Here is a 24,680-nt window from a genome sequence, read left to right as displayed (position 1 = left end):
GCGCTCATTTTAGCAGCTAGCCGAAATTAATCGGATCGACGACAACGCGCACCGGCGTCGGGTCCTTCCTGGTCGCTCGAACGACCTGTGCTGCCTTCAACGCCGCTCCCACCGCCCGTGCTTGCCGACGGTCACAGCGCACCAACATCCGCTGAATAGGTGTACCCGGTTCCACGCCTGCTGGTGGTCTGGCGTTGCGGGGAAGGTCTACCGGCCCCAGGATTTCCGCGCCCGATGGAACCTCCAGGGACTCCATGAAGTTACGCAGGCCCTCTTCAGTCCCGTCCACCGCTGCCACGTGAAAGGCCGGAGGCAGAGCGGCGGCTGTACGGTCGGCCAATTCCCTGTTCGCAGCGCCTACCGCGTCCCATGCCAGAAGATCGGCCACAGTCGGGACTGCAGCATCCGCATCGATAACCACTGCCCCTCCTCGCTCCCGCGGGCGCGCAAGCGTGACAGCTCGAGACCAATGCGCATAGGCCTCTTCATGAGCGCGCAAGTCCTGCCGGCCGAGCATCGCCCAAGTGTCCAGCAGCATCACTGCTCCGTAGCCCTCCGGCGCATAAGGCTCGGCTCCCGGCGTGGCCACCACGACCCTCGGGCCTTCGGGAATGTCGTCAACAATCCGTTCGCCAGAGGAAGCGACGACTGGGAATGGACTGAAAATACGACCAAACTCTTCCGCCGTACGTTCACTGCCGACCACGACTGGCCGAATCTTGGTGGAACCGCAGCTATGGCAACGGTGGTGGATGTCGATGCGGCCACACCACCGACAGGTCGGCGGCGCCGGATCGTCCGGGTTATCGGACGGTGGAATTCCCAGTGGACCGTTACACCAGCGACAGCGCGCAGGCGCGCCACAGGAGCGACACGACAATGTCGGTACATATCCCTTGCGGGGTACCTGGACCAGAATCGGAAGCTCTTCGCGCAGCGCGGCTTTTGCCCGTCGAAAAGCGATGGCAGGAAGGCGTCCCCTACTCACGTCATCCGGGTCTTCGGAAGTGTCCGTGGAGGCAATCATCTCCGGCATGGATTCAGCGAGGGCGTCGGCGCCTGCAACCAGATTGTGCGCCCAACCTGAGGAGACCAGCAGCTGCACCTCTGCTGTACGGCTATACGATGCAAAAATAAGAGCGCATCCCTCCTGCGCACTTCGCGTGACCAGCACCTCGCGAGAGTGGACGTAGGGTGCGCGGGGGTCTACGAGGTTGTCATCGCCATCATCGACAATCACTGCTAAACGCAGATTCTGCACTGGGGCGTACGCTGCCGAGCGCGTTCCGACGACTATGCGCCCCTGGCCGTGCAGGATATCCAGGTAGCGGCGATAGCGGGACTCGGGACCGAGACCAGCCCCGAGAAGAGTGAGCTGACGGGCAGAAATGAGCTCGCGAAAAGCGCTCTCGAAGCGTGCCTGCGTGCGTGCGTCCGGCACAATGATGAGAACACCGCCACCATCGCGGGCGACCAAAACGCTGAGCGCGGCGAGCATGGCTGCCACCTGTTCCCCTGGAACTGGCTGCCACGCTGCGCGTGCCGGGGCGCCCTTGCGGACGGAATCGACAAAGGATTCGCCGAAGACATAGTTGCCCCACGCGGAAAGGTCCGGATCCTCGGTGGCAAGCTTTCCCAATTCCTCCCACGTTGGGGGCATCTTCTCCTTGCGGGCACGTTCGGCCCGTGCATGACGGGTTGGGATGGCGGATCGAATGATGTTTGAGCGTGTTGCGCCGTAATACTCCGCCAGAGAATCCACCAACCGTCGAAGCTGTGGCGGATAGACAACCTCAGTGCTGATGACATCCTTGAGATAGGACAGTTTGCCGTCGTGAGTGGGCGTGGCACAGCGCTCCAGCACCAGCGCATTGACCAATTGGCCGTGGAATCGAATCCGCACCCGGCAACCGACAACCGCTTCCTCCGCTAGCGCGCGCGGAACCAGGTAATCGAAGGGGCGATCCAACTGCGGCAGCCCCAAAAGTGGAAGCACCCGCGCGACAGGCAGCTTCTCAGCTGCGGCGGCGGGTGCGAAAGGGGCGTCGGTCATAGAGTCTTACTCTACTTCCCCACCCCAGGGTCATGCTGGCGGGTGGTGTTTATCCCAGGCCAGCGGCTGCGCGGAGCTCTTCAACACGGTTGAGTTGCTCCCACGGCAGGTCCAAGTCAGTTCGGCCGAAGTGACCGTAGGTGGAGGTCTGCGCATAAATCGGGCGCAGCAAGTCCAGGTCACGAATAATAGCGGCCGGACGAAGGTCGAAGACCTTGTTGATAGCCTCGCGGATGGCGTCGTCCGAAACGTGACCGGTGCCGAAAGAGTCGACGTAAAGGCCTACCGGGCGAGCGCGGCCGATAGCGTAGGCGACCTGAATCTCCAGGCGGTCAGCCAGACCCGCAGCCACGGCATTCTTCGCAACCCAACGGGTGGCATAAGCGCCGGAGCGGTCCACCTTTGACGGGTCCTTACCCGAGAATGCGCCGCCACCGTGACGAGCCATACCGCCATAAGTGTCGACGATAATCTTGCGGCCGGTCAGGCCGGCATCGCCCATCGGCCCACCGATAATAAATTGGCCAGACGGGTTGACCAGCAGCTTCAATTCATCGGTAACAAAGCGCTCGCGCAAGTTAGCGTCGTCGAGCACCCAATCGACTACGTGAGTCTTAATCTGCTCGGTAATCCACTCCTGGGTCACATCCGGGTCGTGCTGCGTGGACACCACAACAGTGTCCAAGTACACCGGGTTATTGTCTTCGTCGTAAGCGAAGGTGACCTGAGTCTTACCATCCGGTCGAAGCGATGGGACGATGCCTTCCTTGCGTACCTGCGTCAAGCGGCGAGCCAGGCGGTGTGCCAGCGCAATCGGTAGCGGCATGTACTCCGGAGTTTCGTTGGTAGCGTAGCCGAACATCAGCCCCTGGTCGCCAGCGCCCTTGAGATCTTCTGCTTCGACTTCGCCATCAGAGCTGCGTGCTTCCAGAGAAGTGTGCACACCGTCGTGAATATCTGAGGACTGCTCACCGATCGAAACGGAGACGCCGCAGGTCTTGCCGTCAAAGCCCTTTTCAGAAGAATCGAAACCGATCTCCTTCAGTCGACTCCGGACAATACCGGGGATGTCAACGTAGCTCTTCGTGCGAACTTCGCCAACAACATGGACTAAACCGGTAGTCACCACAGTCTCAACGGCGACCATCGATGCAGAATCCTGCGCGAGCATAGCGTCAAGGATGGAGTCCGAAATCGAGTCGCAAATCTTATCTGGGTGCCCCTCGGTAACAGATTCACTGGAAAACAGCCGAAGATTAGAGGCCACGAGCAGTACAACTTTCTTCTAGATCATTTCCCCACGCCTGCGGTGTCGCTGCGGCGTGGGTTTTCGTTTGATTCGATAATTATAGACCAAGCGGTTCAGTCGCCGTAGTAGGCCTCCGCTACTCCGCTGGCTGAGGTTCCTGTCGCAGCTCGGAAACTGCATCCAAAATCGAACCGGCCACCGAGAATTTTGAGCCCCGCGGCACGTCCCACTGCTCGCCATCGAGAGACAACAACCATCCGACATTGTCCGTCGCACCGAAAGTTTGCCCACCTGAGACGTCGTTACACATGAGCAAATCGCAGCCCTTGCGCACAATTTTCTGCTTCGCAAGCTCGAGTGGCGTCGTCGTCTCGTCGCCGGTCTCAGCCGCAAAGCCCACCATCGTCGTGGTTGCCGGAATCTCGCCCGCTTTACGCCGCTCCACAGTGGTAGCCAGAATGTCAGGGTTTTCTACGAGCTGGATGTTGCTCAAAGCGTCGTCTGCGACGCCCTTCTTCATCTTGGCCCCAGCGGTCGATGCCGGACGGAAGTCGGCGACGGCAGCGGCAAAAATGCAGACATCGGCCAACTTGGAGTGTTCGTGGGCGGCCTTGGCCATCTCCAAAGTGGAATCAACCTTTACAACATTCGCGCCCAGCGGTGTCGGCAACTGATCTGTATGTCCTGCCACCACAGTGACCTGAGCGCCACGCTGTGCTGCCATCTCAGCTAGCGCGAAGCCCTGACGCCCTGAGGAGTGGTTGCCGATAAAACGTACCGGGTCGATAGCCTCACGGGTGCCACCGGCAGTAATCATGAAGCGCACGCCCTCGAAGTCGCGGCGGAAGTGGCGCGGATTCTCGACTGCCGCTAATGCCAGCGAAACTATCTGCTCTGGCTCCGGCAGACGACCTGGACCAGTGTCCTTACCAGTCAAACGGCCATGGGCCGGATCGAGGACAATAGTGCCATGGCGACGAAGAATCGCGACATTATCGCGCGTAGCTGGATGGTTCCACATCTCAGTGTGCATGGCAGGAGCCAGAACCACCGGGCAGGTCGCCACAAGCAAAGTTGCGGTGAGAAGGTCGTCGGCACGCCCGTGTGCGGCACGCGCCATAAAGTCGGCAGTCGCGGGAACCACGACGACGAGGTCGGCCTCCTGCCCCACGCGGACATGCTGAACTTCATCGACTGCGTCAAAAACCGTAGTCGACACCGGGTTCCCCGACAGCGCCTCGAAAGTAGCCGCACCTACAAAATTCAATGCGGACTCGGTGGGAACGACGCGAACATCGTGACCGAGTTCCTTGAAGCCACGAACAACGTGTGCGGCCTTATATGCAGCGATGCCGCCGGCAACCCCGACGACAACCTTTAAACATTCGGATACGTCAGCATTACCGGCGGCATGCATACAGATATCTCCCCTTAAGGAAATGCTCTAGCCCTCAGTGTGGTCCAGCAGACCAGCGTTGATTTCACGAAGAGCGATGGACAGAGGCTTCTCAGCGACCCCCGGAGTAACCAGCGGGCCAACGTACTCCAGCATGCCTTCGTCAATCTGCTGGTAGTAGTCATTAATCTGGCGTGCACGCTTGGCAGCGAAGATAGCCAGAGCGTACTTCGAAGAAGCCTTACCAAGCAGCTCATCGATCGGCGGATTGGTAATACCAATTGGCGGGTCGAACACTGCCTCGGTGGCGGTATTTTCCTGGGTCACGAGAAATCTTTCCTCAATAGAACGTGAGTTACTGGGGTGACAATAGAAACCGTCGGAGCAATAGAAACACCATTGCTTGGAAACGATTTCTACTATCGATGATGTGGAGTCGCCCTGTTACTTGCCAGTAGTCAGCGCCTGAGCGATGGCCGCCACAGCATCATCGACATTGTCGTTGACAACAACCTCATCGAATTCGTGCTGAGCATCCATTTCCACTCGCGCGGTTTCCAGGCGACGCTTGACTTGCGCCTCGGTTTCCGTGCCACGACCAGTGAGCCTGCTGACGAGAATCTCCCAGCTTGGCGGAGCCAAGAACAGCAGGTGAGCATTCGGCGCTACCTTACGGATGGAGCGGGCTCCCGCCAGATCCACCTCAACGAGTACCGGACGTCCCTCGGCGAGAGCTTTATCCACCGGGCCACGCGGCGTTCCAGAACGCTGCAGACCACCGTGGATTTCAGCCCACTCGAGCATCTCTCCTGCATCAATATGCTGTTGGAACTTCTCCGGGGTCACGAAGAAATAGTCGCGGCCATCGACCTCACCCGGCCGTGCGGCGCGGGTGGTCATGGAAACGCTGAAGTACAGTCCGGGAACCTCGGCACGGAGCCGACTGACAACAGTGGATTTTCCCACACCGGCAGGGCCGGCAAGGACTACCAGCTGACCGTTTTCATTCCCGGCCACTGCGACTAGTCCTCCACTGCGTAGCCGAAGCGCTCCAGCAGAGCGCGACGCTGACGGTCACCCAGGCCACGCAGGCGGCGGGTCTGAGCAATCTCCAGGTCATTCATGATGTCCTGTGCCTTGACCTTGCCGACCTTCGGCAGAGCCTCGAGCAGAGCGGAGACCTTCATCTTGCCGATGATCTCGTTCTCGTCAGCCTGCTTGAGAACCTCTGGCAGGTCGATAGCGCCACGCTTCAGCTTGTCCTTGAGCTCTGCGCGTACCTTGCGGGCCTGAGCTGCCTTCTCGAGTGCTGCTGCACGCTGCTCCGGGGTCAACTGCGGAAGGGCCACGTGTTCCTCCGTAAAAATAGATTGGTTAGTTTCTTATTTACTTGCACGAGCCTCGCGTCCACCAAGGGCAGGCAACGACACCGTGCTTAACGATTGGAGACCGTACCGCACTTACCGGTTGTTGAGGCAAATGCTGACGGGGTGTCGATAAAAATGACACCAGGGCTTTATCCGCCCCACCTTTCGGTCGTGGTCAACCAACTCCGGCGATTGTAGCACCGTTTGCCCAGGAGAATGGAAATTGACCACGGTTTTTGTACGAAATCTCCCAGGAATCGTCACAGTAACTTGCCTATACCTACTCCGCCGCCACCTGAGGCTCATTAGGAAAATCTCGGCAGCTAGGTACGGAAGAAGCCCGCAGGGGCACCTGTTCTATGAGGTGCGCCCTGCGGGCCTCTGCCAAATTGTCGATTCGCTGCTAACTCTCGGATAGGAACGGAGCCGCAGCTTCAATAGTTGCGCGCCGCAGCGCAGCAGGATCAGGCCCAGCGGAGAGAATTGCACGCGAAATATTTGGCAGTGCAAGCCCCTTGGATTCCCCTGCCAGACGATCTACATCGGCCGGGGTTCCACCCTGAGCTCCCACACCGGGCATGAGAATGGGACCACGCAGGTCACTGAGCACCGGGGCGTCGTCAAGCGTTGCGCCAACAACAACGCCGATGCTGCCCGCCTTTGCACCAGCGTCAATCTGGCGGGCATTAATAGCGGCTGCCTGGTTGACCATGGTCTGAGCCAGACTCTCACCCGAAACCGTCGCCTTCTGTACGGACGCACCTTCCGGATTGGACGTTGCGGCCAGCACGAACAGGCCGCGTCCGTTCTCCAACGCCAACGAAAACGCCGGATCAAGAGCACCGAACCCAAGGTACGGAGATACCGTCAGTGCGTCGGCGGCTAGCGGCGAGCTATCCGACAGCCAGGCATCAGCGTATGCAGCCATCGTCGAACCGATATCGCCCCGCTTGGCATCTGCAATCGACAGCGCACCGGCGTCCTTCAGATCCGCCAACGTCCGCTCCAGGACGGCAAAGCCCTTGGAACCGTAGGCTTCGAAGAACGCCACCTGGGGCTTGACGACGGCAACGATGTCACCGAACGCCTCGACGCATGTGGCGGCAAAACGCTCTAGACCGTCAGCCGAATGCGGCAACTGCCAGGCATCCAGCAGCCCCGGGTGCGGGTCGATGCCCACGCAGAGCCGACCGCGCTCGGCGACAACCTCGCTGAGGCGATCGCCGAAACCTTTGACTGTCCGCACTGCGGAACCTTCAGCCTTCGCGGTCATGTTAGGCCTGCTCCTGAGCAGCCAACTCTGCCGGGTGGAGTTCCTGCAGAGCCTTAACGCTCATCTCACCGTTGCGCAGTGCCAGAATGCCCTGCAGTGCGGCGACGGCCCCCTGAGCGGTGGTCACACAAGTTACGCCCTGGCTCACAGCAGCAGCGCGAATCTCATATCCGTCAGAGCGTGCGCCAGCAGAACCGGACGGGGTGTTGATAATGATGTCAACCTCACCGTCGCGAATCATGTCGACGATGTCGCGCTCGTCCGTCGGCGCATCGGAATCAGTCGTACGCTTTGCGACGACCTCACACTCAACACCGTTGCGGCGCAGCATACCGGCCGTACCCTCCGTTGCCAGGATGCGGAAGCCCATATCCGCCAGCGTGAGGATCGGGAAGACCAGAGTGCGCTTATCGCGGTTGGCCAGCGAGACGAAGATCGTGCCCTCGGTCGGCAGCTCACCGAAACCGGCCAGCTCGCCCTTGGCGAAAGCGGCACCAAAGTTGTCTGCCAAGCCCATGACTTCACCGGTGGACTTCATCTCCGGGCTCAGCAGGCTGTCGAGAGCGCGGCCCTCGAAGTCGCGGAAGCGGTTGAACGGCAGGACGGCTTCCTTAACCGCAATCGGAGCGTCAGCAGGCAGAGAGCCACCGTCGAAGTTGGACGGAATCATGCCCTCTTCGCGCAGTTCCGCGATAGTAGCGCCCATCATGACGCGGGACGCGGCCTTAGCCAGCGGAACTGAGGTTGCCTTGGAGACAAACGGTACGGTACGAGATGCACGCGGGTTGGCCTCGATGACGTAGAGCGTCTCGTCCTTGAGTGCGTACTGAACGTTCATCAGGCCCTTGACACCGATGCCGTGTGCCAGTGCCTTGGTGGATTCACGCACCTTGTCGATGATGCCTGCAGACAGAGTCATCGGAGGCAGCGCACACGCGGAGTCGCCGGAGTGAATACCGGCTTCCTCAATGTGCTCCATAACGCCGCCGAGGTAGACCTCTTCCCCATCACACAGTGCATCAACATCAATCTCGATGGCGCTGTCCAGGAAGCGGTCAACCAGTACCGGGTGCTCATTGGACAGCTCGGTAGCGCGGTTGATGTAGTCCTCCAGAGTGGCCTCATCGTAGACGATTTCCATGCCACGGCCGCCGAGGACGTAGGACGGACGGACCAGCACCGGGTAACCGATACCAGCGGCAACCTGGCGAGCTTCTGCGAAGGAGGTGGCGGTACCGAACTCCGGCGCCGGCAGCTTCGCCTCAGCCAGCACCTTGCCGAACTCACCGCGGTCCTCAGCCAGGTCGATTGCCTCTGGGCTAGTGCCGACAATCGGAACGCCTGCGGCCTGCAGACGCTCCGCCAGGCCCAGCGGAGTCTGGCCACCGAGCTGAACAATGACGCCTGCGACCTTTCCGGACTGGCTCTCAGCGTGGTAGACCTCGAGGACATCCTCGAAGGTCAATGGCTCGAAGTAGAGGCGATCTGCGGTGTCGTAGTCGGTGGAAACCGTTTCCGGGTTGCAGTTGACCATGACGGTCTCGTACCCAACCCGGGAGAGCTCGAGCGCCGCGTGGACACAGGAGTAGTCGAACTCAATACCCTGGCCGATGCGGTTAGGACCGGAACCGAGGATGATGACCTTTTCCTTCTCGGTCTGCGGGGCGACCTCGGACTCAGCAGCCGGGTCCAGCTCGTATGCCGAGTAGTGGTACGGAGTCTGTGCTTCGAACTCGGCGGAGCAGGTATCGACAGTCTTGAATACGGGGTGGATGTTCAGGCGCCAGCGCAGCTCGCGCACGCCGTCTTCCCCGGCCAATTCCGGACGCAGCGCAGCAATCTGGGCGTCGGACAGTCCCCAGTACTTAGCCTCACGCAGCAGGTCGGAGGTCAGCACCGGAGCGTCGATAAGCTCCTTGCGGATATCCTGCAGGTTTTCCATCTCGGCGATAAACCACGGATCCAGGCCGGAAGCTTCGTGGATCTGCTCGATGGAAGCACCCAGACGCTGAGCCAGCTCAACGTCGTAGATGCGACCTTCAGTCGGACGCTTCAGATCCTCAAGGACAGCGTTGACATCGTTTGCGCGCTCACCTGCGAAGTCCTCATCCGGAACAGTCCAGAAACCAGCTGGCTTGTTCTCCAGCGAACGCATGACCTTACCGAGCGCGCCGATGTAGTTACGGCCGATAGCCATGGCCTCACCGACGGACTTCATGGTGGTGGTCAGCGTATCGTCAGCACCTGGGAACTTCTCGAAAGCAAAGCGTGGAGCCTTGACAATCACGTAGTCCTGCACCGGCTCAAACGCTGCCGGGGTTTCACCGGTGATGTCGTTGGTGATCTCATCGAGGGTGTAGCCGATAGCCAGCTTGGCAGCAATCTTTGCAATCGGGAAACCAGTTGCCTTGGAAGCAAGCGCCGACGAGCGGGAGACACGCGGGTTCATCTCAATGGTGATGATGCGGCCGTCATTCGGGTTGATGGCGAACTGGATGTTACAGCCACCGGTGTCAACGCCGACCTCACGCAGAATTGCGATGCCTTGGTCACGCATGGTCTGGAACTCGCGGTCGGTCAGAGTCATCGACGGGGCGACAGTCACCGAGTCACCAGTGTGGACACCGAGGGCATCAACGTTTTCAATGGAGCAGACCACGACGACGTTGTCGTCGCCATCGCGCATGAGCTCGAGCTCAAATTCCTTCCAGCCGAGGATGGACTCCTCGATCAGAACATTGGCCTCGGGCGATGCGGCCAGGCCGCCACCTGCAATACGGTCGAGGTCTTCCTGGTTGAAGGCCAGACCGGAACCCAGACCGCCCATGGTGAACGAAGGGCGAACAACGACCGGAAGACCGAGCTCTGCAACAGTCTCATGGACTTCTTCCATGTTGTGGCAGACGCGGGAACGAGCGGATTCGCCACCAATCTTGGCGACGATGTCCTTGAACATCTGGCGATCCTCACCGCGCTGAATGGCCGGAATATCAGCACCAATCAGCTCGACATTGTACTTCTCCAGAATGCCCTCGCGGTCCAGCTGAATAGCTGCGTTCAGTGCAGTCTGGCCACCGAGAGTTGCCAGGACAGCGTCAATCGGGTTGCCCTCTGCAGCTTCCTTGGCCAGAATCTTTTCGATGTACTTGGTTTCAATCGGCTCGATATAGGTGGAGTCTGCGAACTCCGGGTCAGTCATAATCGTTGCCGGGTTGGAGTTGACCAGCGTGACTCTCAGGCCCTCTTCGCGCAGCACGCGGCAAGCCTGGGTGCCGGAGTAGTCGAACTCGCAGGCCTGACCGATAACAATCGGGCCGGAGCCGATAACCAGTACGTGGTTGATGTCTGTACGACGTGGCATGGTGTTAGGTCCCTTAGCCCTTTCCTACTTGTTCGAGTTTCCGGTTGCGGACTTGTTGAAATCGACCTTCTGGATCAGCGCCAGGAAGTCATCAAAGAGAGAGTGCGCATCGTGCGGGCCGGCTGCGGACTCCGGGTGGTACTGCACAGAAAAGGCCATGCCGTTCTTCAGTGCGACACCTTCCACGACGTCGTCGTTAAGGCAGGTGTGCGTAACCTCTGCCTCGCCCCACGGGGTATCGAAACTCTCGCCGGCCTTGCCTTCAAGTGCGAAACCGTGGTTCTGAGCGGTGATAAAAATACGGCCAGTGCGGTGGTCTTTCACCGGAACATTGACGCCGCGGTGACCGAAGACCAGCTTGTAGGTATTCAGGCCGAGTGCGCGACCAAGAATCTGGTTACCGAAGCAGATACCGAATAGCGGCATGCCGTCATCGAGGGCAGCCTTGGCGACCGCAACCATTTCATCAGCAGTTGCCGGGTCACCCGGGCCGTTGGACAAGAAGACACCGTCCGGCTGGTATTCCTTCTTAATATCTTCGTACGGAGTGTTAGCCGGAACAACTACGACTTCCAGGCCACGCTTAGCCAGCTCACGCGGGGTGTTGGACTTGATGCCCAGGTCGTAGGCCACAACACGTGCCTTCTTCTCCCCCTGTGGTTCCACGACATAGGCCTCATCGGTGCTGACCTCGCGAGCCAGGTCCGCGCCCTTCATCGCAGGCTGAGCGCGAACGATTTCCACCAGCTTATCGACGGGCTGCTGTGCGTCCTCACCGGAGAAAATACCAGCGGCAATCGAGCCATTGTCGCGCAAATGGCGAACCAGCGCGCGGGTATCAATCTGGCGGATACCGATGATGCCCTGTGCCTTCAGTTCATCTTCCAAGCTGCGCTCCGAGCGCCAGTTGGAGGGAATGCGCGACAAATCGCGGATAATAAAGCCAGCTGCCCAAATCTTGTTTCCGCGGGACTCGTAGTCCTCATCGTTCCAACCGGTGTTGCCGATCTGTGGTGCGGTAGCCACAATCAGCTGGCGGTGGTAGGACGGGTCCGTCAGGGTTTCCTGGTAGCCCGTCATAGCGGTGGTAAAAACTGCCTCACCCAGGGTTGTACCGGTGGCGCCGAAACCGCGTCCGCGGAACACTCGGCCATCTGCCAATACCAGGACTGCCGCTGTAGCGGCCGCGGCCTGCGACTCGTTGCTCACGTTATTGCCTTTCAGTTGGGTAGCGTGCGAGGAATTTACATTAATCATACGGGACGCATGTGAATGTTTATGCGTTGACATGAATATTATCCAGCGACCTCTCCGTTAAGAGCGGTCACCTTACCGCGCAGCACGGTAGCTGCCACGGACACGGCCATCTCCATTTCCTCATATGGAGTGTTCTCAGACTTCGATGCCAGGTCTTCGCCGCGGACCGTCCACTTTTTGCCCGGGTCAACAACGGTCAGGTTGGCAGGCTCACCGACAGCAATCGGACGGCCGTGCCCCGGTAGCTTCACGATTTGAGCGGGACGCTCACTCATGACCTTGGCCAGCCAGCGCCAATCACAATCGCCCTTCAAAACGAACTCTTCGGCGATGATTGGCATCGAGGTCTCCAGACCAAGCATGCCGGGCTTAGCGTGCTCGAACTCGCAGCACTTTTCTTCAGAGCCGTGCGGAGCGTGGTCGGTAGCGACACAGTCAATGATCCCGTCAATCAGAGCCTGACGCAGAGCCAGGGTGTCGCGCTGCTCACGCAGCGGCGGATTGACGCGGTAGACGCCGTCGTAGGTCTCCAACTTCTCATCGGTGAGAATCAGGTGATGCGGGGTAACCTCGGCGGTCAGCGGAATATCATGCTCCTTTGCCCACTTGACCAGCTCAACCGTGCCTTCGGTGGAAGCGTGGCAGATGTGCATGCGTCCGCCGTAGTCGCGAGCCATAATGGCATCTCGGGCCACGATGGACTCCTCAGCTACGCGCGGCCACCCGGTCAGGCCGAGTCGTGCGGCGGTCGGACCTTCGTGAGCCGATGCATCTGCGGTCAGACGCGGATCTTCGCAGTGCTGCGCCAGCAATACGTCTTCGCCGCGGGCGTATTCAATCGCGCGCCGCATAATCAGCGGATTGTCAACGCACTTACCGTCATCGGAGAACATGCGTACCTTCGCCTGCGAGTCTGCCATCATGCCGAACTCAGTCAGCGTCTCGCCCTTCAGCCCCTTAGTAATGGATCCGACCGGGTGAACGTCGCAGAGGTTCAGCGCCTGGCCCTTGAGCCACACCGACTCAGCAATCGAGGGGTCATCGGTTACCGGCGCGGTATTGGCCATAGTGAACACTGCGGTGAAACCACCACGTGCTGCGGCAGCGGAACCAGTGGCCAGGGTTTCCGTATCTTCACGGCCCGGCTCGCGCAGGTGCACATGGATGTCAACCAGACCTGGCAGAAGGACCAGCGAGTCGAACTCCAGGACCTCTACCCCGTCCTCGGCCGTGAGATCTTCTCCAATCTCAGCGATAACGCCATCTTCGATCAAGACGTCGACGTCTTCGCCTTCACCGTAGGGACGCACACCCTTCAGCAGCAGCTGTCCCCGTGCGGGTGCTGCCAATGGTCCTACCTCGGGGTACGAGGCTTCGTCATACTCATTGCGATTCGACATTTATGCCTGCCCTTCCAAGTTGGCGGAAACACCTGAGGTCAGCAGTGTGAAAAGAACTGCCATGCGGACGTGGACACCGTTGGCTACCTGCTGCAGCACGGCGGTGCGCGGCAGATCAGCGACGGCGTCGTTAATTTCCATGCCACGAAGCATCGGACCTGGGTGCATCACGATGCAGTCGTCGCGAAGCATCTTCTCGCGAGCCTTCGACAGCCCGTAGCGAGTGGCGTATTCGCGATGGGATGGGAAGAAGCCTCCGTTCATGCGCTCCTGCTGAACGCGGAGCATCATCACGGCATCAGCATCGCGGATCTCGTCTTCCATGCGGTAGGCAACACGCACCGGCCAGGTCTCGATGCCAAACGGCAGCAGCGTCGGTGGCGCGACGAACACGACCGCGGCGCCGAGCTTGCTTAGCAGATCGGCGTTAGAGCGAGCGACGCGAGAGTGCAAAATATCGCCAACGATGACGACCTTGCGCCCCTCAATTCCACCGAGGCGCTGACGCAACGTCACCGCGTCCAGGAGAGCCTGCGTCGGGTGCTGGTGCTTTCCGTCACCCGCGTTGATGATCGATGGGCCGTTGCCAAATTCCTCAGTCCACTTGGCGATCAGCTGTGCCGCGCCCGACGATGGGTGCCTAACGACGATGGCATCGCCGCCGATAGCATCCAAAGTCAGCGCGGTGTCTTTCAGACTTTCGCCTTTCTTCACAGAGGAAGAGGAAGCCGAGATATTAATAACATCGGCGCTCATCCACTTACCCGCAGTCTCAAAAGAAGAGCGGGTACGCGTGGAGTTCTCGTAAAAGAGGTTGTAAATAGTGCGGCCGCGCAGGGTCGGCAGCTTCTTAATTTCCCGACCGCGGATGACCTCCTTGAAACGATCGGCCTCATCCATCAGGCCGACAATTTCATCCTTGGTCAAATCCGCAATGCTAATCAGGTGTTTCACTGTTCCTCCGCCCGGGTGAGAATAACCGCGTCACGGCCGTCAAGTGCCTCTACCAGCACATCGACGTCTTCGTCGCGGGAAGTTGGCAGATTCTTACCGACGTAATCGGCGCGAATTGGTAGTTGACGATGACCACGATCAACCAGCACTGCAAGCTGAATTACTCGCGGGCGACCGATGTCAGCAATAGCGTCGAGTGCGGCACGAATTGTGCGACCTGAGAAGAGGACATCGTCTACGAGAACAACGGTGGTACCGTCGATTCCGGAGTTTGGAATGTTCGTGGGCTGCAGGGCGCGGTGCGGGCCCTTGCGCAAGTCATCCCTGTACAGGGTGATATCAAGCGATCCAGTTTCCGGGCGAATGCCGGAGAACTGTTCAATCAAATCGGCTAGCTTCTCCGCCAGCGGTACGCCACCAGATGGAATGCCGAGGAGAACTACGCGCCCAGCATTTGGGCTATCCAGCGCAGTTTTTTCAATAATTTGGTGCGCGATGCGCGCGATGGTACGTGCAACTTCGTCTGCATTGAGCAGCTCGGTTGTTTGCGGCGTTCCTTCGCTCATCGTGACCTCCTTCCCCGCCTCTCAGTGCGGTCCGTTAAAGGATGTCTTGATTGTGGATATTTGATTATCAGTTTGCGTGACCCGCAACTACGGTCGCGGTGCAAACTTCCGCTGACCAGAATAGCACTCACACTTAAATTGCCTCTAAATGCAACAAAACTCCAAGCCCCCAAAAAAGGGACTTGGAGTTTCAGACAATCCGCGAGAACCGACTGCGATCGGCTCGCAGTGAGCCCGGCCGCTTTGATTGGCTAGGACCCGTTCTCGCTCTTAGCCACGTCTTCAGCCACCAGCTTGGCAATATCGCTCATGTCCAGGCCGGTAATCTTAGCCATCTCATCGGAGTCAGCCAGTGCCTTGTCAGCTTCCTCATTTGCAGCAGCCTGTGCCTGAATAGCCTCGTCGAACTGGGACTCGCCCACCGAAGTGCTAACAGCTGCTGCTGCCAGGCGTGCCTGGTCGGCAATCTTGGCCTCGGCATCGAGAACTGCGTTGATGTACGGTGCCGCCACATCAGTGGAGTATTCCGATGCCAGCTCAACGCCTTCCACCACGGCCACACGCGGAGGCACGTCGGAGTTGTAGAACAGCTCCCAGGTGGAAAGACGCAAGATAGCACGGTCGACTGCCGGTAGGCGACGCAGCGGCCACTCCTCCGTCAGGTACGAGGAAATCGTCGAGTCGATACCGATAATTTCGGCAGCTACACCGCGCACGATCTGCTCGGTGTACTCCGCAATTGGATTCACATCCAGATCTGGATTACGGACCATTTCCAGCCGCTCTTCAAGAAGCTTGACGACGTCGACGCCTCGCTGCTCGGCCTCAAATAGCAGATCTACCGCACGACGGCGCGCACGGTAGCGCGCGCCGTGGCGCTTGTAGTTAGGTTCGCGAACTTTCGCGGACTCCTGCGCATCCGGGGTCTCGACGGACTTGTGATCCTTTTCAGTCATGGATGTGTATGTATCGCTCTCAACAAAAGGGTGAACTAGATGAGGGAATTAGTGGTTGACGCGGGACAGGTAGGAGCCGTCACGGGTGTCGACCTTCAGTACGTCGCCGGTTTCGATGAACAGCGGCACCTGAATCTCAGCGCCAGTCTCCAAAGTTGCCGGCTTGGTGCCACCGGTGGAGCGGTCGCCCTGCAGACCCGGGTCGGTCTGCTCAACCTTCAGTTCAACCGAAACAGGCATTTCAGCGAAAAGAACGTTGCCCTCATGGAAGGACACCTGGCAGGTGGTTTCCGGAAGCAGGAACTTAGCACCCTCCGGCATCTGAGCGTCCAGGATGGAAATCTGGTCGTAGGTCTTGTCGTCCATGAAGACGTATCCTTCACCGTCGTGGTACAGGTACGTCATGTCGCGACGGTCGACGGTAGCAGTCTCAATCTTGACGCCAGCGTTGAAAGTCTTGTCAACAACCTTGCCGGTCAGAACGTCCTTCAGCTTGGTGCGGACGAATGCCGGACCCTTACCTGGCTTGACGTGCTGGAACTCCACGATCTGCTGAAGCTTATTGTCGTGCTTGATAACTAGACCGTTTTTAAAATCTGCGGTGGTAGCCAACTAAACTCTCCTGAAATTGTTAAAAAGCTCTCTGACGAAACCACGATACTCCGTATCTCATCGAGAGAAAAATAAAACGCCGTGATGTTAGGCCCGCGGTTTCGGCAGCTGCGTAATAATTTCCGGCTCGGTGTCGGTGATAATCAACGTATCTTCGATGCGCACACCGCCGAACCCCGGCACATAAATACCAGGCTCGATGGTCAACGTCATGCCAGCTGCCAACTTCCCCTTGCCGGTGCGAGCAGCAAATGGAGCCTCATGCACCTCAATACCGATTCCGTGGCCGGTGGAATGAACGAAGTGCTCCCCATAACCAGCCTTTTCAATAATGTCCCGGCATGCTGCGTCTACAGCCACAACATCAGCCCCTGGCACGGCCGCTTTTACGCCAGCCAGCTGGGCTTCCAGCACGACATTGTAAATCTCTCGGGCCTTCTCGTCTGCGAACTCCACCCCGGCAACAATCGCGCCGTCCAAATCTGACGACGTATTGTTCGGACCGTTTTCGCTTGACGACGTTCCCGCCTCACCGGCAAAGAGGGTACGTGTCATATCTGAGTTGTAGCCCCCGGCAAAGGCGCCAAAGTCAATAGTGACCAGGTCACCTGCCTCGATTACGCGATCTTCCGCTCCGTGGTGTGGCTTGGCGGAATTCGGGCCGCTCGCGACAATCGTGTCGAAGCTTGGCCGATCGGCGCCATGCATGCGCATGCGGTACTCCAACTCTGCGGCGACTTCGCGCTCCGTGCGGCCGGCGACCACGATGCCGTCGTGAAGCAAGTCCTCGAATGCGCGGACCGCGATGTCGGCGACGTGGCGCAGAGCGACGAGTTCTGTATCGGACTTGACCTCCCGCAGTTTAGAGACGACGCCCGTAGTCGATACCAGCTCGAGTGCCTGTGGCCGGGCATCCTCTAGCTCTTGATAAGCGGCCATAGTGAGGAACTCAGATTCAACACCAAGACGCGAGATATCCAGCTTTCGGCATTGACCGACGAGTGCCACGCCGGTGTTGCGGGCGGTGAGTAACTCCACGTCCGGTGCCTGTTTGCCAGCCTGAACCGTATAGCGGCCGTCGGTGGAAAGCAGCGCTTCCCCACTGGCCGCAACAATCAAACCAGCATTCGAGCCGTGGAAACCTGTAAGCCAACCAACATGCGTCGGATCGACTGTGAGGAAACCGTCGCAGTCGTTGTCGGTCAATGCGTCGATAAGAGCGGCTCGGCGGGCGGCGTAGTTCGTGGAGATATCTGTCATAGTGTCGTACTCACCCTTCTCAGTGCCATGGAATAGCCATCAGTTCCACATCCGACGATAACGCCCGCGGCAAGCGCCGAAAGATACGAGTGATGCCGAAACTCCTCCCGGGCGTGAATGTTTGAAATATGAACCTCGTGGAAGCCCGCGCCGTCAGCAATCTCGGCAAGCGCGTCCCGTAGGGCGACGGAGGTGTGTGTCAACCCTCCTGGGTTGATAATTACTGGCCAACCGTAATCGGCAGCTTCGTGAACCCACTCGATGAGTTGACCTTCATAGTTGGATTGGCGGCAATCCACTACGACGCCAAGCTCCTTGGCTAGGGTGCGAAGTTCAGATTCGACATCGGCCAAAGTAGTGGCACCGTAAATTTCTGGCTGACGCTTGCCCAGACGGTCGAGGTTCGGGCCGTTCAGAACAAGCACGGTCGGAATCGCCGTTGTGGCATCCGTTGCTGCACGAAGAGAGGTCATTAGCGGGTTGACTCCTCAGATGCGGCCTGCCCATTGTTGCAGAGCAGTTCGTATGCACGCTCGAGGTCATCCATGCCCGGACCTTCAAGACGGGCTGTTTCACCGGGGCGTTCCAGAATAACGAATCGGATCGCACCATCCCGGTTCTTCTTATCCCTGGTCATAGCATCGTAGAGCTCGGTAAAACGACCCGCCTGGTAGGTCGTTGGCAGCCCAATGGACTCTAGGATGCGACGGTGGCGGTCTACAAGTTCCTGATTAATATGTCCGGTAATCTTGGCCAGCTCGGCGACATAAACCATGCCTACAGCTACGGCGTGGCCATGGCGCCAGCGGTAGTTTTCAAAGTGCTCAACGGCATGACCGAAAGTGTGGCCATAGTTCAGGATCTCGCGGAGGCCAGATTCCTTCAAATCCTCAGCGACAACGCGTGCCTTGACAGCAATCGCGCGCTCGACCAGTTCTGGCAAGTCACCGTCAACATCGAGGCAGGTCTGCGGGTTTGCCTCGTAAAGATCGAGAATCTTCGTGTCCGCGATAAATCCAGCCTTGATGATCTCTGCCGAGCCCGCAATCAGTTCAGCCTTCGGCAAGGTGCGCAGGACATCCAGGTCACAGAACACCGCGGCAGGCTCGTGGAAGGCGCCGACCAGGTTCTTTCCGGCTGCAGTGTTGATACCGGTCTTACCGCCGACAGCTGCGTCGACCATGCCGAGCAGCGTTGTCGGGACCTGGATAACCTTCACTCCACGCATCCACGCGGCGGCGACGAATCCACCGAAATCTGTGGCTGCACCGCCGCCAATCGCGATTACCGCGTCACGCCGGCCCAGACCGCGTTCACCAAAAGTGTCCCAAACTGTTTCAGCAACTGTGAGCGTCTTACCCTCCTCCGCATCCGGAATCTGGATGCTGAAGGCATCGACTCCCTTGTCCGCCAGTGCCTTGATGACGCCGAAGCTCAACTCTTGAACGCTCCCCTGGTGAATCACCGCAACCTGGGAGGCAAAGGTAGCGGCCTCCGCAATCTGCTCGGTGAGTCCATGCCCCATGGTCACCGTGTACGGGGATGGGCCTTCAACACGGATTGTGCGGGTTGAGTTCATTGTCAGTCCCTAGTCGTTAGCGTAAGAAATGTATGGAGTTGCTGGTTATGCGGCAGTGATTAGCTACCGCCATTTAATAGTCGCCAGTTAAGCCTCGTCGCAGGTTTCATCGAGGTAGCTGAGGATCTCGGCTACAACGCGCTGCGGGGAACGTTCGTCGGAACGCACCTTGAAAGTGGCTGCATCTTCGTAGAAAGCTCGGCGAGCCTCATAGAGTGCGCGGTAATGAGCCTCTGGGTCAGCCGCCTGGAGTACCGGGCGCGAATTGTTACCCGCGGTACGGCGGACGCCCTCTGCAATGCTGATCTCGAGGTAGACGACGTTATGGTCTGCCAGCAGGTCACGGGTCGCCTGCGAAATCACGGCACCACCGCCAAGTGAGACGATTCCGTCGTGGGTCAGAGCCTCTGCCACGACTTGTTCCTCGATGCGACGGAATTCCGGCTCTCCCAGCTCGGAAAAGACTTCCCCACAAGTCTTGCCCATGCGCTGTTCAATCATCTCATCGGTATCGGTGAGTCTTGTGCTCAATGCACGAGACAGTCGACGACCGATGGTGGACTTTCCCGATCCGGGCGGTCCGACAAGGACAATAGTAGGAACGGACATTCCCCTCGTTTTACCCTTCTTCGTGTGCGCGACAGTGGCGCTATTTCCAATCAAGGCGACGTCGAGTCTGCTCCAAGTAGCCCTCAACGTTACGCTTGGTTTCCTCCAGGCTATCGCCGCCGAACTTCTCCATTACTGCACGCGCCAGTACTAGCGCAACCATTGCCTCTGCGACAACACCACCGGCCGGGACCGCGCAGACATCAGAGCGCTGGTGGATTGCGGTAGCTGCATCGCCGCTGTCCATATCAACGGTCTTCAGCGCACGCGGGACGGTCGAAATTGGCTTCATCGCAGCACGTACAACGAGAGGTTGAGCATTAGTCATGCCACCCTCCAGGCCACCGGCGCGGTTAGTTTCACGATCCACGCCGTCGTCGGTACGCACCATTTCGTCATGGGCCTCGGTGCCACGGCGACGGGCTTCCTCAAAACCGTCGCCGATCTCCACGCCCTTGACGGACTGAATTCCCATCAAGGCACCTGCAAGCTGCGAATCCAGACGGGCATCACCGGAAATGTGCGATCCCAGGCCCACCGGCAGACCGTGGACAACGACCTCAACGATGCCACCGAGAGTGTCGCCCTGCTTCTTGGCGGCCTTGATTTCGTCAATCATCGACTCCTCCGCAGCTGCGGAGAATGCACGCACTGGCGACTCGTCAATCTTGTCCTGATCGGCGAAGGTCGGCAGTGGCCCCTCGAAGGGTTCGGAACGACCGATGGAAATAACGTGGCTGACAACTTCCACACCGAGAGTCTCACGCAGAATTGAGCGGGCCACAACCGATGCCGCCACACGTGCTGCAGTCTCACGAGCCGATGAACGCTCCAGGATGTTTCGAGCATCGGTGTGGTTGTACTTCAGCATGCCGTTGAAATCGGCATGCCCCGGGCGCGGGCGGGTTAAGGTGGCGCCACGAGCTGTATCCAGAACAGCTGGGTCAACCGAATCCGGGCTCATGACCTCAGTCCACTTGGGCCATTCGGAGTTGCCGACCATTATGCCAATCGGCGATCCCAGCGTCTCACCATGTCGAATGCCAGTCAGCAGCGTGACCTCATCAGCCTCAAACTTCATTCGCGCGCCTCGACCATAACCGAGGCGGCGGCGTGCGAGGTGGCGTGATACGTCATCTGTAGTCAGGGGAAGTCCGGCTGGCGCACCTTCTACGAGAGCGATAAGCGCTTTGCCGTGAGATTCACCCGCGGTAGTCCAACGAAGCATAGGTATCATAATGTCACGTTTGCCGTACTTCTTGTGCATTTGGGGGCATACAAGTATCAAATATGCCCCATTTTATCGCCCCTGGTCTACCGCTTCAGGGGACTTGTAGGTGCCCTCCGCTTATCCCCCACACAATGGCGGTTGCTGCAAGCATCGCAGGCCCATGAGCCACGCTCGCCGGTACAAGCGCTGTTTTTGCTTTACGACGGTCACCCAAGCGCCGCTTTCCCGCGGTGGCTCCTGCTATGAGGAGAGTGAGTCCCGCAGCCAACAGAATTGCCACTGCAATCCAGATTGCTGCCGCCACCGGCTCGCCCGATACCAGACCGACACCGCCACCGAGAATTGCTGCGAGCTTCACATCTCCAGCCCCCATAGAGCGTGGGTTAAACATAAAGACTGCTACATAGAGGCCAAACCAGAGGCCTATCCCCATTCCTACGGCTGCGACCGCAGTGACGAGATTGTCAGCCAAGGTGCCTTTATGCTGGAGCACCATTCCAGTGATCGCTATCAGGCCCACTCCCCCTAGCATCAACCACCAGTTCGGCAGTCTTCGCCGGGTCACATCCAACCAGCAGCCAGTACCGCCCCAGCCGAGAACAAGCAACACGACTAGATAATAGAAAACCCGGTCAAGGTAGACCGGGTCAATCCTGTACTGTCCAATTGGAGACAGCCCTATCTCAATTATGTCCCACCCCATAACTTTGAGATTCTAACGGGGGTGAGCTAGTTCGGCAGCGCTGCACGCATCGCCTCGACATCGGGAGTGCGTCCGGTGAACTGCTCAAACTGTCCCACCGCTTGATGTAGCAGCATGGACAGTCCACCGACCGCCTGTGTCCCTCCGCGTTCGGCTGCTTTCACAAGTGGGGTTGGCCAGGGATTGTAAATGACATCGAGAATCTTCGGTGCTCGAGCGAGGTAGCCAGCAACCGATTCAATTGCGGCTGACGGCACCGTAGAGACCAGCACGTCGGCATTGCCAGCAATATCTGCCAGGTTTGGAGCATCAAAAGTCACCCAAACAAATTCCATCCCCAGCGCGGCAGCTAGCGGTTCAATGTCATATGCGCGCTTGGAGCGCGCTACTACAGTCACATGATTGACACCCAGCTGCGATAGCGCCCAAAGTGCCGGTCGTGCCGTGCCACCGGCACCAACAACAACGGCGCGACCACGTGGTGCGTTCGTGCAGTCAATCTCGCGCAGTGCTCCCAATACGCCGTCACCATCAGTGTTGTCGGCAAACCAGCCCGAATCGCGACGGACCAGGGTGTTCGCTGAACCAATGAGCCGTGCGCGCTCACTGACTTCATCGGCGAAGTCCAGCGCGGCAAACTTGCCTGGCATTGTGACGGAAAACCCCTGGAAACTGGGGTCTGCGCCACCAACGACGTCGGCAAGCTCTTCGGCGTTGCACCGAATGCGGTCATAGTGCCAGTCATTCATTCCCGCAGCGCGGTAACCGGCGTTGTGAATAGCCGGCGAGTACGAGTGATCAATCGGATCTCCCAGCACGGCTGCGCGATGAGTTATAGGCATAGGAGTTCTACCTCTTAGCGGTTGGAATCCAGCACGCCATTGCTGCGTGACTCGTCAATAGCGGCCTCGTGCTCTTCGAAGGTCGTGCTAAAGACGGTATTCCCTTCCTTGTCCACCGTGACAAAATACAGCCAGGTTCCGTCAGCCGGATTTTCCATGGCACGAATCGCCTCGATGGAGGGCGAAGCAATAGGGGTTTCCGGCAGCCCCTCCTTGGCGTAGGTGTTCCATGCGGTCTTTCGCGCGCGGTCCTCATCCGTGGTTGCGATTTCCTGATCCGGCAGATCGTAATTGACTGTCGAGTCGAACTGCAGCTGCATCGGTTCGTCGAGACGGTTGAGAATAACGCGAGCGACCTTATCGAAGTCACCATCTGGCGACTCCATCTGAATCAGAGAAGCTGCGGTAATCAACTCGTATGGAGATAGACCAACCATGTCCGCCGAAGCCATGAGGCCCGTGTCCTCATAGTTCTTCACCGATTCCTTGACCAATTTTGCCAGCATCTGTTCGGGCGTCTGCTGCGGGTCAAGGTGATGAATACCCGGCGTAATGAGTCCCTCAAGACGACGGGGGTCGTTGCCGCGCGCAGCTACCGCGTCCCGTGCCCATTCTGGAACACCGAGCGCGGCCAAATCGGCCTCCCCAGCAGCACGTTCGAGGTCGGCCTTGGACACGCAGTCATTGTCCTCAACACAAGTGGCCTCAGAAATAAGCGAGAAAATTCCCTTACGTACATCCGATGAGGACACAATGCGGGTATCGGCGAAACGGACGCCAGTCGGAATGTCAACGGTACCGACCTGATTTTCGACATTCAGAAGAGCCTCGACGGTCTCGGCGGCCTTCATCCGCTGATGGAGTCGGTAGAAACCCGGCTGCAATTCACTTGAATGGGAGTTCTCATTCGCGGCCTGGATGAACGCACGGGAAGACTTGACGACGCCGCTTTCCACCAATTGGTTGGACAAATCAGTAAGTGACGTGCCTTCACTGACTTCGACAATCGTCAATGGACCCTCAGCTTTGCCATCGTAATCGTCAACAATGCCGCCACGATTCCAGACGAGGCCAATCACTCCGAGGACCAACACGCATAACAGCACAGAAGTCACGTTGATTGCCACTGCCGTTTGGCGGTGACGAACTCGAGGCTTTGTCCCACCGCTACGAGCACCAGCGCGGTCCCGGTCGGCACGGCCGCTAGCAGTGCGGCGCGCAGTCTGCGCGTCTTTACTCATCAATAATCTCCTCGAATGCAGCTCACTCTCCCATCGGTATCAGCAAGGAGTCCTCCCATTTGGGTACGACACGCGACTGATAACGACTGGTGCGACATAGCTTTACGACGAAGTCGTAGCACTAGGTTGCATTGTAGGTGTGAATCGCCACTTCAACTTTTCAAATCCCATGCACGAAGAAAACGTGCTCAGGTATTACACACTTAATAATTGCGCAAAGGTGGGTGAATTGTCACCTTTCGGTAACTTTTGTGTGCCCCCTAGTCGGTACTTTCGTCCAAAGCTTTTGCCCGTCTGTCCAACCAGGATTGTAGAATTTCTACTGCCGCAGCCTGGTCAATAATCTTCCGCCCGGACTTAACATCAATACCTGCTGCGTGCAGCCGTGATTGAGCCATTACCGTCGTCATACGCTCGTCGGCGTAATGCACTACGACTCGGTCACCGAGTCGGCGCTGCAGCCGGAATCCAACGTCAGTAGCTTTCCGCGCAGAAGTCCCGAACGTGCCGTCGAGCATAAGGGGCATGCCGACAACAATCTCGACGACCTCAAGTTCAGTGGCGAGTTCCACGAGCCGGTCAATATCCGGCCCGTCAGGATCTTTTCGCCCCGTTGCTCGAGTGACTGTTTCAACCGGGGTCGCCAGGATACAGTCGGGGTCAGAGACTGCGACACCAACGCGGACATCGCCGACGTCGATTCCGAGCCGTCGACCCCGACCGGGATCATCCTGGCCGGGGGTATCAATGCGGGGCTTAGCCATTGTTTAC

Annotated in this window: 22 protein-coding genes and 1 pseudogene; all 23 read right to left on the bottom strand. The window is 58.6% G+C overall.

The genetic code is table 11. From position 1 onward, the window contains the following. Positions 1 to 16: 16 nt before the first annotated feature. Entirely contained in the window at positions 17 to 2,053 is a 2,037-nt protein-coding gene (locus CRD18_RS04140; RefSeq protein WP_070604551.1) for a primosomal protein N', read from the bottom strand. Between the two features lie 49 nt (positions 2,054 to 2,102). After that, positions 2,103 to 3,320 carry a methionine adenosyltransferase gene (gene metK / locus CRD18_RS04135; protein WP_016422717.1) on the bottom strand — a complete coding sequence of 406 codons (1,218 nt, stop codon included), beginning with the start codon at positions 3,318 to 3,320 and terminating at the stop codon, positions 2,103 to 2,105. Positions 3,321 to 3,438: 118 nt separating this feature from the next. Further along, entirely contained in the window at positions 3,439 to 4,719 is a 1,281-nt protein-coding gene (coaBC, locus tag CRD18_RS04130) for a bifunctional phosphopantothenoylcysteine decarboxylase/phosphopantothenate--cysteine ligase CoaBC (protein WP_070547083.1), read from the bottom strand. A gap of 27 nt (positions 4,720 to 4,746) precedes the next feature. After that, positions 4,747 to 5,025 (bottom strand): DNA-directed RNA polymerase subunit omega, encoded by a 279-nt coding sequence (gene rpoZ / locus CRD18_RS04125; protein ID WP_005510796.1) that lies wholly within the window; start codon positions 5,023 to 5,025, stop codon positions 4,747 to 4,749. 117 nt (positions 5,026 to 5,142) lie between these two features. Further along, positions 5,143 to 5,715, bottom strand: coding sequence for a guanylate kinase (gmk, locus tag CRD18_RS04120; protein ID WP_070438382.1), 573 nt, complete (start codon positions 5,713 to 5,715; stop codon positions 5,143 to 5,145). Between the two features lie 5 nt (positions 5,716 to 5,720). Further along, positions 5,721 to 6,047, bottom strand: a complete 327-nt coding sequence (gene mihF / locus CRD18_RS04115) for an integration host factor, actinobacterial type (RefSeq protein ID WP_016422714.1) — start codon at positions 6,045 to 6,047, stop codon at positions 5,721 to 5,723. A gap of 421 nt (positions 6,048 to 6,468) precedes the next feature. Continuing rightward, positions 6,469 to 7,338, bottom strand: a complete 870-nt coding sequence (gene pyrF / locus CRD18_RS04110; protein ID WP_070438379.1) for an orotidine-5'-phosphate decarboxylase — start codon at positions 7,336 to 7,338, stop codon at positions 6,469 to 6,471. Between the two features lies 1 nt (position 7,339). Beyond that, the gene (gene carB / locus CRD18_RS04105; protein ID WP_049193726.1) at positions 7,340 to 10,699 is read right to left on the bottom strand and encodes a carbamoyl-phosphate synthase large subunit; all 3,360 of its coding nucleotides are present in this window, start codon (positions 10,697 to 10,699) and stop codon (positions 7,340 to 7,342) included. 24 nt (positions 10,700 to 10,723) lie between these two features. Then, positions 10,724 to 11,956, bottom strand: a complete 1,233-nt coding sequence (gene carA / locus CRD18_RS04100) for a glutamine-hydrolyzing carbamoyl-phosphate synthase small subunit (protein ID WP_255465687.1) — start codon at positions 11,954 to 11,956, stop codon at positions 10,724 to 10,726. A gap of 38 nt (positions 11,957 to 11,994) precedes the next feature. Beyond that, positions 11,995 to 13,356, bottom strand: a complete 1,362-nt coding sequence (locus tag CRD18_RS04095; protein WP_048731852.1) for a dihydroorotase — start codon at positions 13,354 to 13,356, stop codon at positions 11,995 to 11,997. Next, positions 13,357 to 14,310, bottom strand: coding sequence for an aspartate carbamoyltransferase catalytic subunit (locus CRD18_RS04090; protein WP_070827705.1), 954 nt, complete (start codon positions 14,308 to 14,310; stop codon positions 13,357 to 13,359). After that, on the bottom strand, positions 14,307 to 14,876 hold the full coding sequence (gene pyrR / locus CRD18_RS04085; protein WP_016422708.1) for a bifunctional pyr operon transcriptional regulator/uracil phosphoribosyltransferase PyrR: 570 nt from the start codon (positions 14,874 to 14,876) through the stop codon (positions 14,307 to 14,309). Before pyrR ends, CRD18_RS04090 begins: the two co-directional genes overlap by 4 nt. Before the next feature lie 434 nt (positions 14,877 to 15,310). Then, positions 15,311 to 15,832, bottom strand: a pseudogene (gene nusB, locus CRD18_RS04080) (transcription antitermination factor NusB); the annotation flags it as partial. Positions 15,833 to 15,880: 48 nt separating this feature from the next. Next, entirely contained in the window at positions 15,881 to 16,444 is a 564-nt protein-coding gene (efp, locus tag CRD18_RS04075) for an elongation factor P (RefSeq protein WP_016422706.1), read from the bottom strand. An 87-nt stretch (positions 16,445 to 16,531) separates the two neighbouring features. Beyond that, complete coding sequence (locus tag CRD18_RS04070; RefSeq protein ID WP_070827703.1) at positions 16,532 to 17,704, bottom strand: Xaa-Pro peptidase family protein; 1,173 nt, start codon at positions 17,702 to 17,704, stop codon at positions 16,532 to 16,534. Continuing rightward, entirely contained in the window at positions 17,701 to 18,177 is a 477-nt protein-coding gene (gene aroQ / locus CRD18_RS04065) for a type II 3-dehydroquinate dehydratase (RefSeq protein ID WP_070601466.1), read from the bottom strand. Before aroQ ends, CRD18_RS04070 begins: the two co-directional genes overlap by 4 nt. After that, positions 18,177 to 19,283 (bottom strand): 3-dehydroquinate synthase, encoded by a 1,107-nt coding sequence (gene aroB / locus CRD18_RS04060; RefSeq protein ID WP_070827701.1) that lies wholly within the window; start codon positions 19,281 to 19,283, stop codon positions 18,177 to 18,179. The genes aroQ and aroB overlap by 1 nt, the downstream gene beginning before the upstream one ends. 87 nt (positions 19,284 to 19,370) lie before the next feature. Continuing rightward, positions 19,371 to 19,892 (bottom strand): shikimate kinase, encoded by a 522-nt coding sequence (locus tag CRD18_RS04055; RefSeq protein WP_038628898.1) that lies wholly within the window; start codon positions 19,890 to 19,892, stop codon positions 19,371 to 19,373. Between the two features lie 40 nt (positions 19,893 to 19,932). Beyond that, positions 19,933 to 21,120 (bottom strand): chorismate synthase, encoded by a 1,188-nt coding sequence (gene aroC / locus CRD18_RS04050; protein WP_070827699.1) that lies wholly within the window; start codon positions 21,118 to 21,120, stop codon positions 19,933 to 19,935. A 94-nt stretch (positions 21,121 to 21,214) separates the two neighbouring features. Continuing rightward, complete coding sequence (locus tag CRD18_RS04045) at positions 21,215 to 21,826, bottom strand: prepilin peptidase (RefSeq protein ID WP_070827697.1); 612 nt, start codon at positions 21,824 to 21,826, stop codon at positions 21,215 to 21,217. Positions 21,827 to 21,852: 26 nt separating this feature from the next. After that, positions 21,853 to 22,668, bottom strand: a complete 816-nt coding sequence (locus CRD18_RS04040) for a shikimate dehydrogenase (protein WP_070601470.1) — start codon at positions 22,666 to 22,668, stop codon at positions 21,853 to 21,855. 14 nt (positions 22,669 to 22,682) lie between these two features. Next, a complete protein-coding gene (gene mltG / locus CRD18_RS04035; RefSeq protein WP_070827695.1) occupies positions 22,683 to 23,909 on the bottom strand; it encodes an endolytic transglycosylase MltG in 1,227 nt (408 codons plus the stop codon). Between the two features lie 260 nt (positions 23,910 to 24,169). Continuing rightward, positions 24,170 to 24,673: a Holliday junction resolvase RuvX gene (gene ruvX / locus CRD18_RS04030; protein WP_070827693.1), complete on the bottom strand. Its 504-nt coding sequence runs from the start codon at positions 24,671 to 24,673 to the stop codon at positions 24,170 to 24,172. Between the last annotated feature and the right edge of the window lie 7 nt (positions 24,674 to 24,680).

It is taken from the genome of Corynebacterium sp. LK31, from assembly GCF_014335015.1.
GTDB classification, from domain to species: domain Bacteria; phylum Actinomycetota; class Actinomycetes; order Mycobacteriales; family Mycobacteriaceae; genus Corynebacterium; species Corynebacterium jeikeium_D.
This window is presented reverse-complemented; position numbering and strand designations above follow the sequence as displayed.

Excerpts from the sequence above, each read along its gene's own strand:
- CRD18_RS04140 (WP_070604551.1), bottom strand. The coding sequence starts at position 2,053 with ATGACCGACGCCCCTTTCGCACCCGCCGCCGCAGCTGAGAAGCTGCCT.
- coaBC (WP_070547083.1), bottom strand. The coding sequence starts at position 4,719 with ATGCATGCCGCCGGTAATGCTGACGTATCCGAATGTTTAAAGGTTGTC.
- pyrF (WP_070438379.1), bottom strand. The coding sequence starts at position 7,338 with ATGACCGCGAAGGCTGAAGGTTCCGCAGTGCGGACAGTCAAAGGTTTC.
- carB (WP_049193726.1), bottom strand. The coding sequence starts at position 10,699 with ATGCCACGTCGTACAGACATCAACCACGTACTGGTTATCGGCTCCGGC.
- carA (WP_255465687.1), bottom strand. The coding sequence starts at position 11,956 with ATGATTAATGTAAATTCCTCGCACGCTACCCAACTGAAAGGCAATAAC.
- CRD18_RS04095 (WP_048731852.1), bottom strand. The coding sequence starts at position 13,356 with ATGTCGAATCGCAATGAGTATGACGAAGCCTCGTACCCCGAGGTAGGA.
- pyrR (WP_016422708.1), bottom strand. The coding sequence starts at position 14,876 with ATGAGCGAAGGAACGCCGCAAACAACCGAGCTGCTCAATGCAGACGAA.
- CRD18_RS04070 (WP_070827703.1), bottom strand. The coding sequence starts at position 17,704 with ATGACAGATATCTCCACGAACTACGCCGCCCGCCGAGCCGCTCTTATC.
- aroQ (WP_070601466.1), bottom strand. The coding sequence starts at position 18,177 with ATGACCTCTCTTCGTGCAGCAACGGATGCCACAACGGCGATTCCGACC.
- aroB (WP_070827701.1), bottom strand. The coding sequence starts at position 19,283 with ATGAACTCAACCCGCACAATCCGTGTTGAAGGCCCATCCCCGTACACG.
- CRD18_RS04055 (WP_038628898.1), bottom strand. The coding sequence starts at position 19,892 with ATGTCCGTTCCTACTATTGTCCTTGTCGGACCGCCCGGATCGGGAAAG.
- aroC (WP_070827699.1), bottom strand. The coding sequence starts at position 21,120 with ATGCTTCGTTGGACTACCGCGGGTGAATCTCACGGCAAAGCGCTTATC.
- CRD18_RS04045 (WP_070827697.1), bottom strand. The coding sequence starts at position 21,826 with ATGGGGTGGGACATAATTGAGATAGGGCTGTCTCCAATTGGACAGTAC.
- CRD18_RS04040 (WP_070601470.1), bottom strand. The coding sequence starts at position 22,668 with ATGCCTATAACTCATCGCGCAGCCGTGCTGGGAGATCCGATTGATCAC.
- mltG (WP_070827695.1), bottom strand. The coding sequence starts at position 23,909 with ATGAGTAAAGACGCGCAGACTGCGCGCCGCACTGCTAGCGGCCGTGCC.
- ruvX (WP_070827693.1), bottom strand. The coding sequence starts at position 24,673 with ATGGCTAAGCCCCGCATTGATACCCCCGGCCAGGATGATCCCGGTCGG.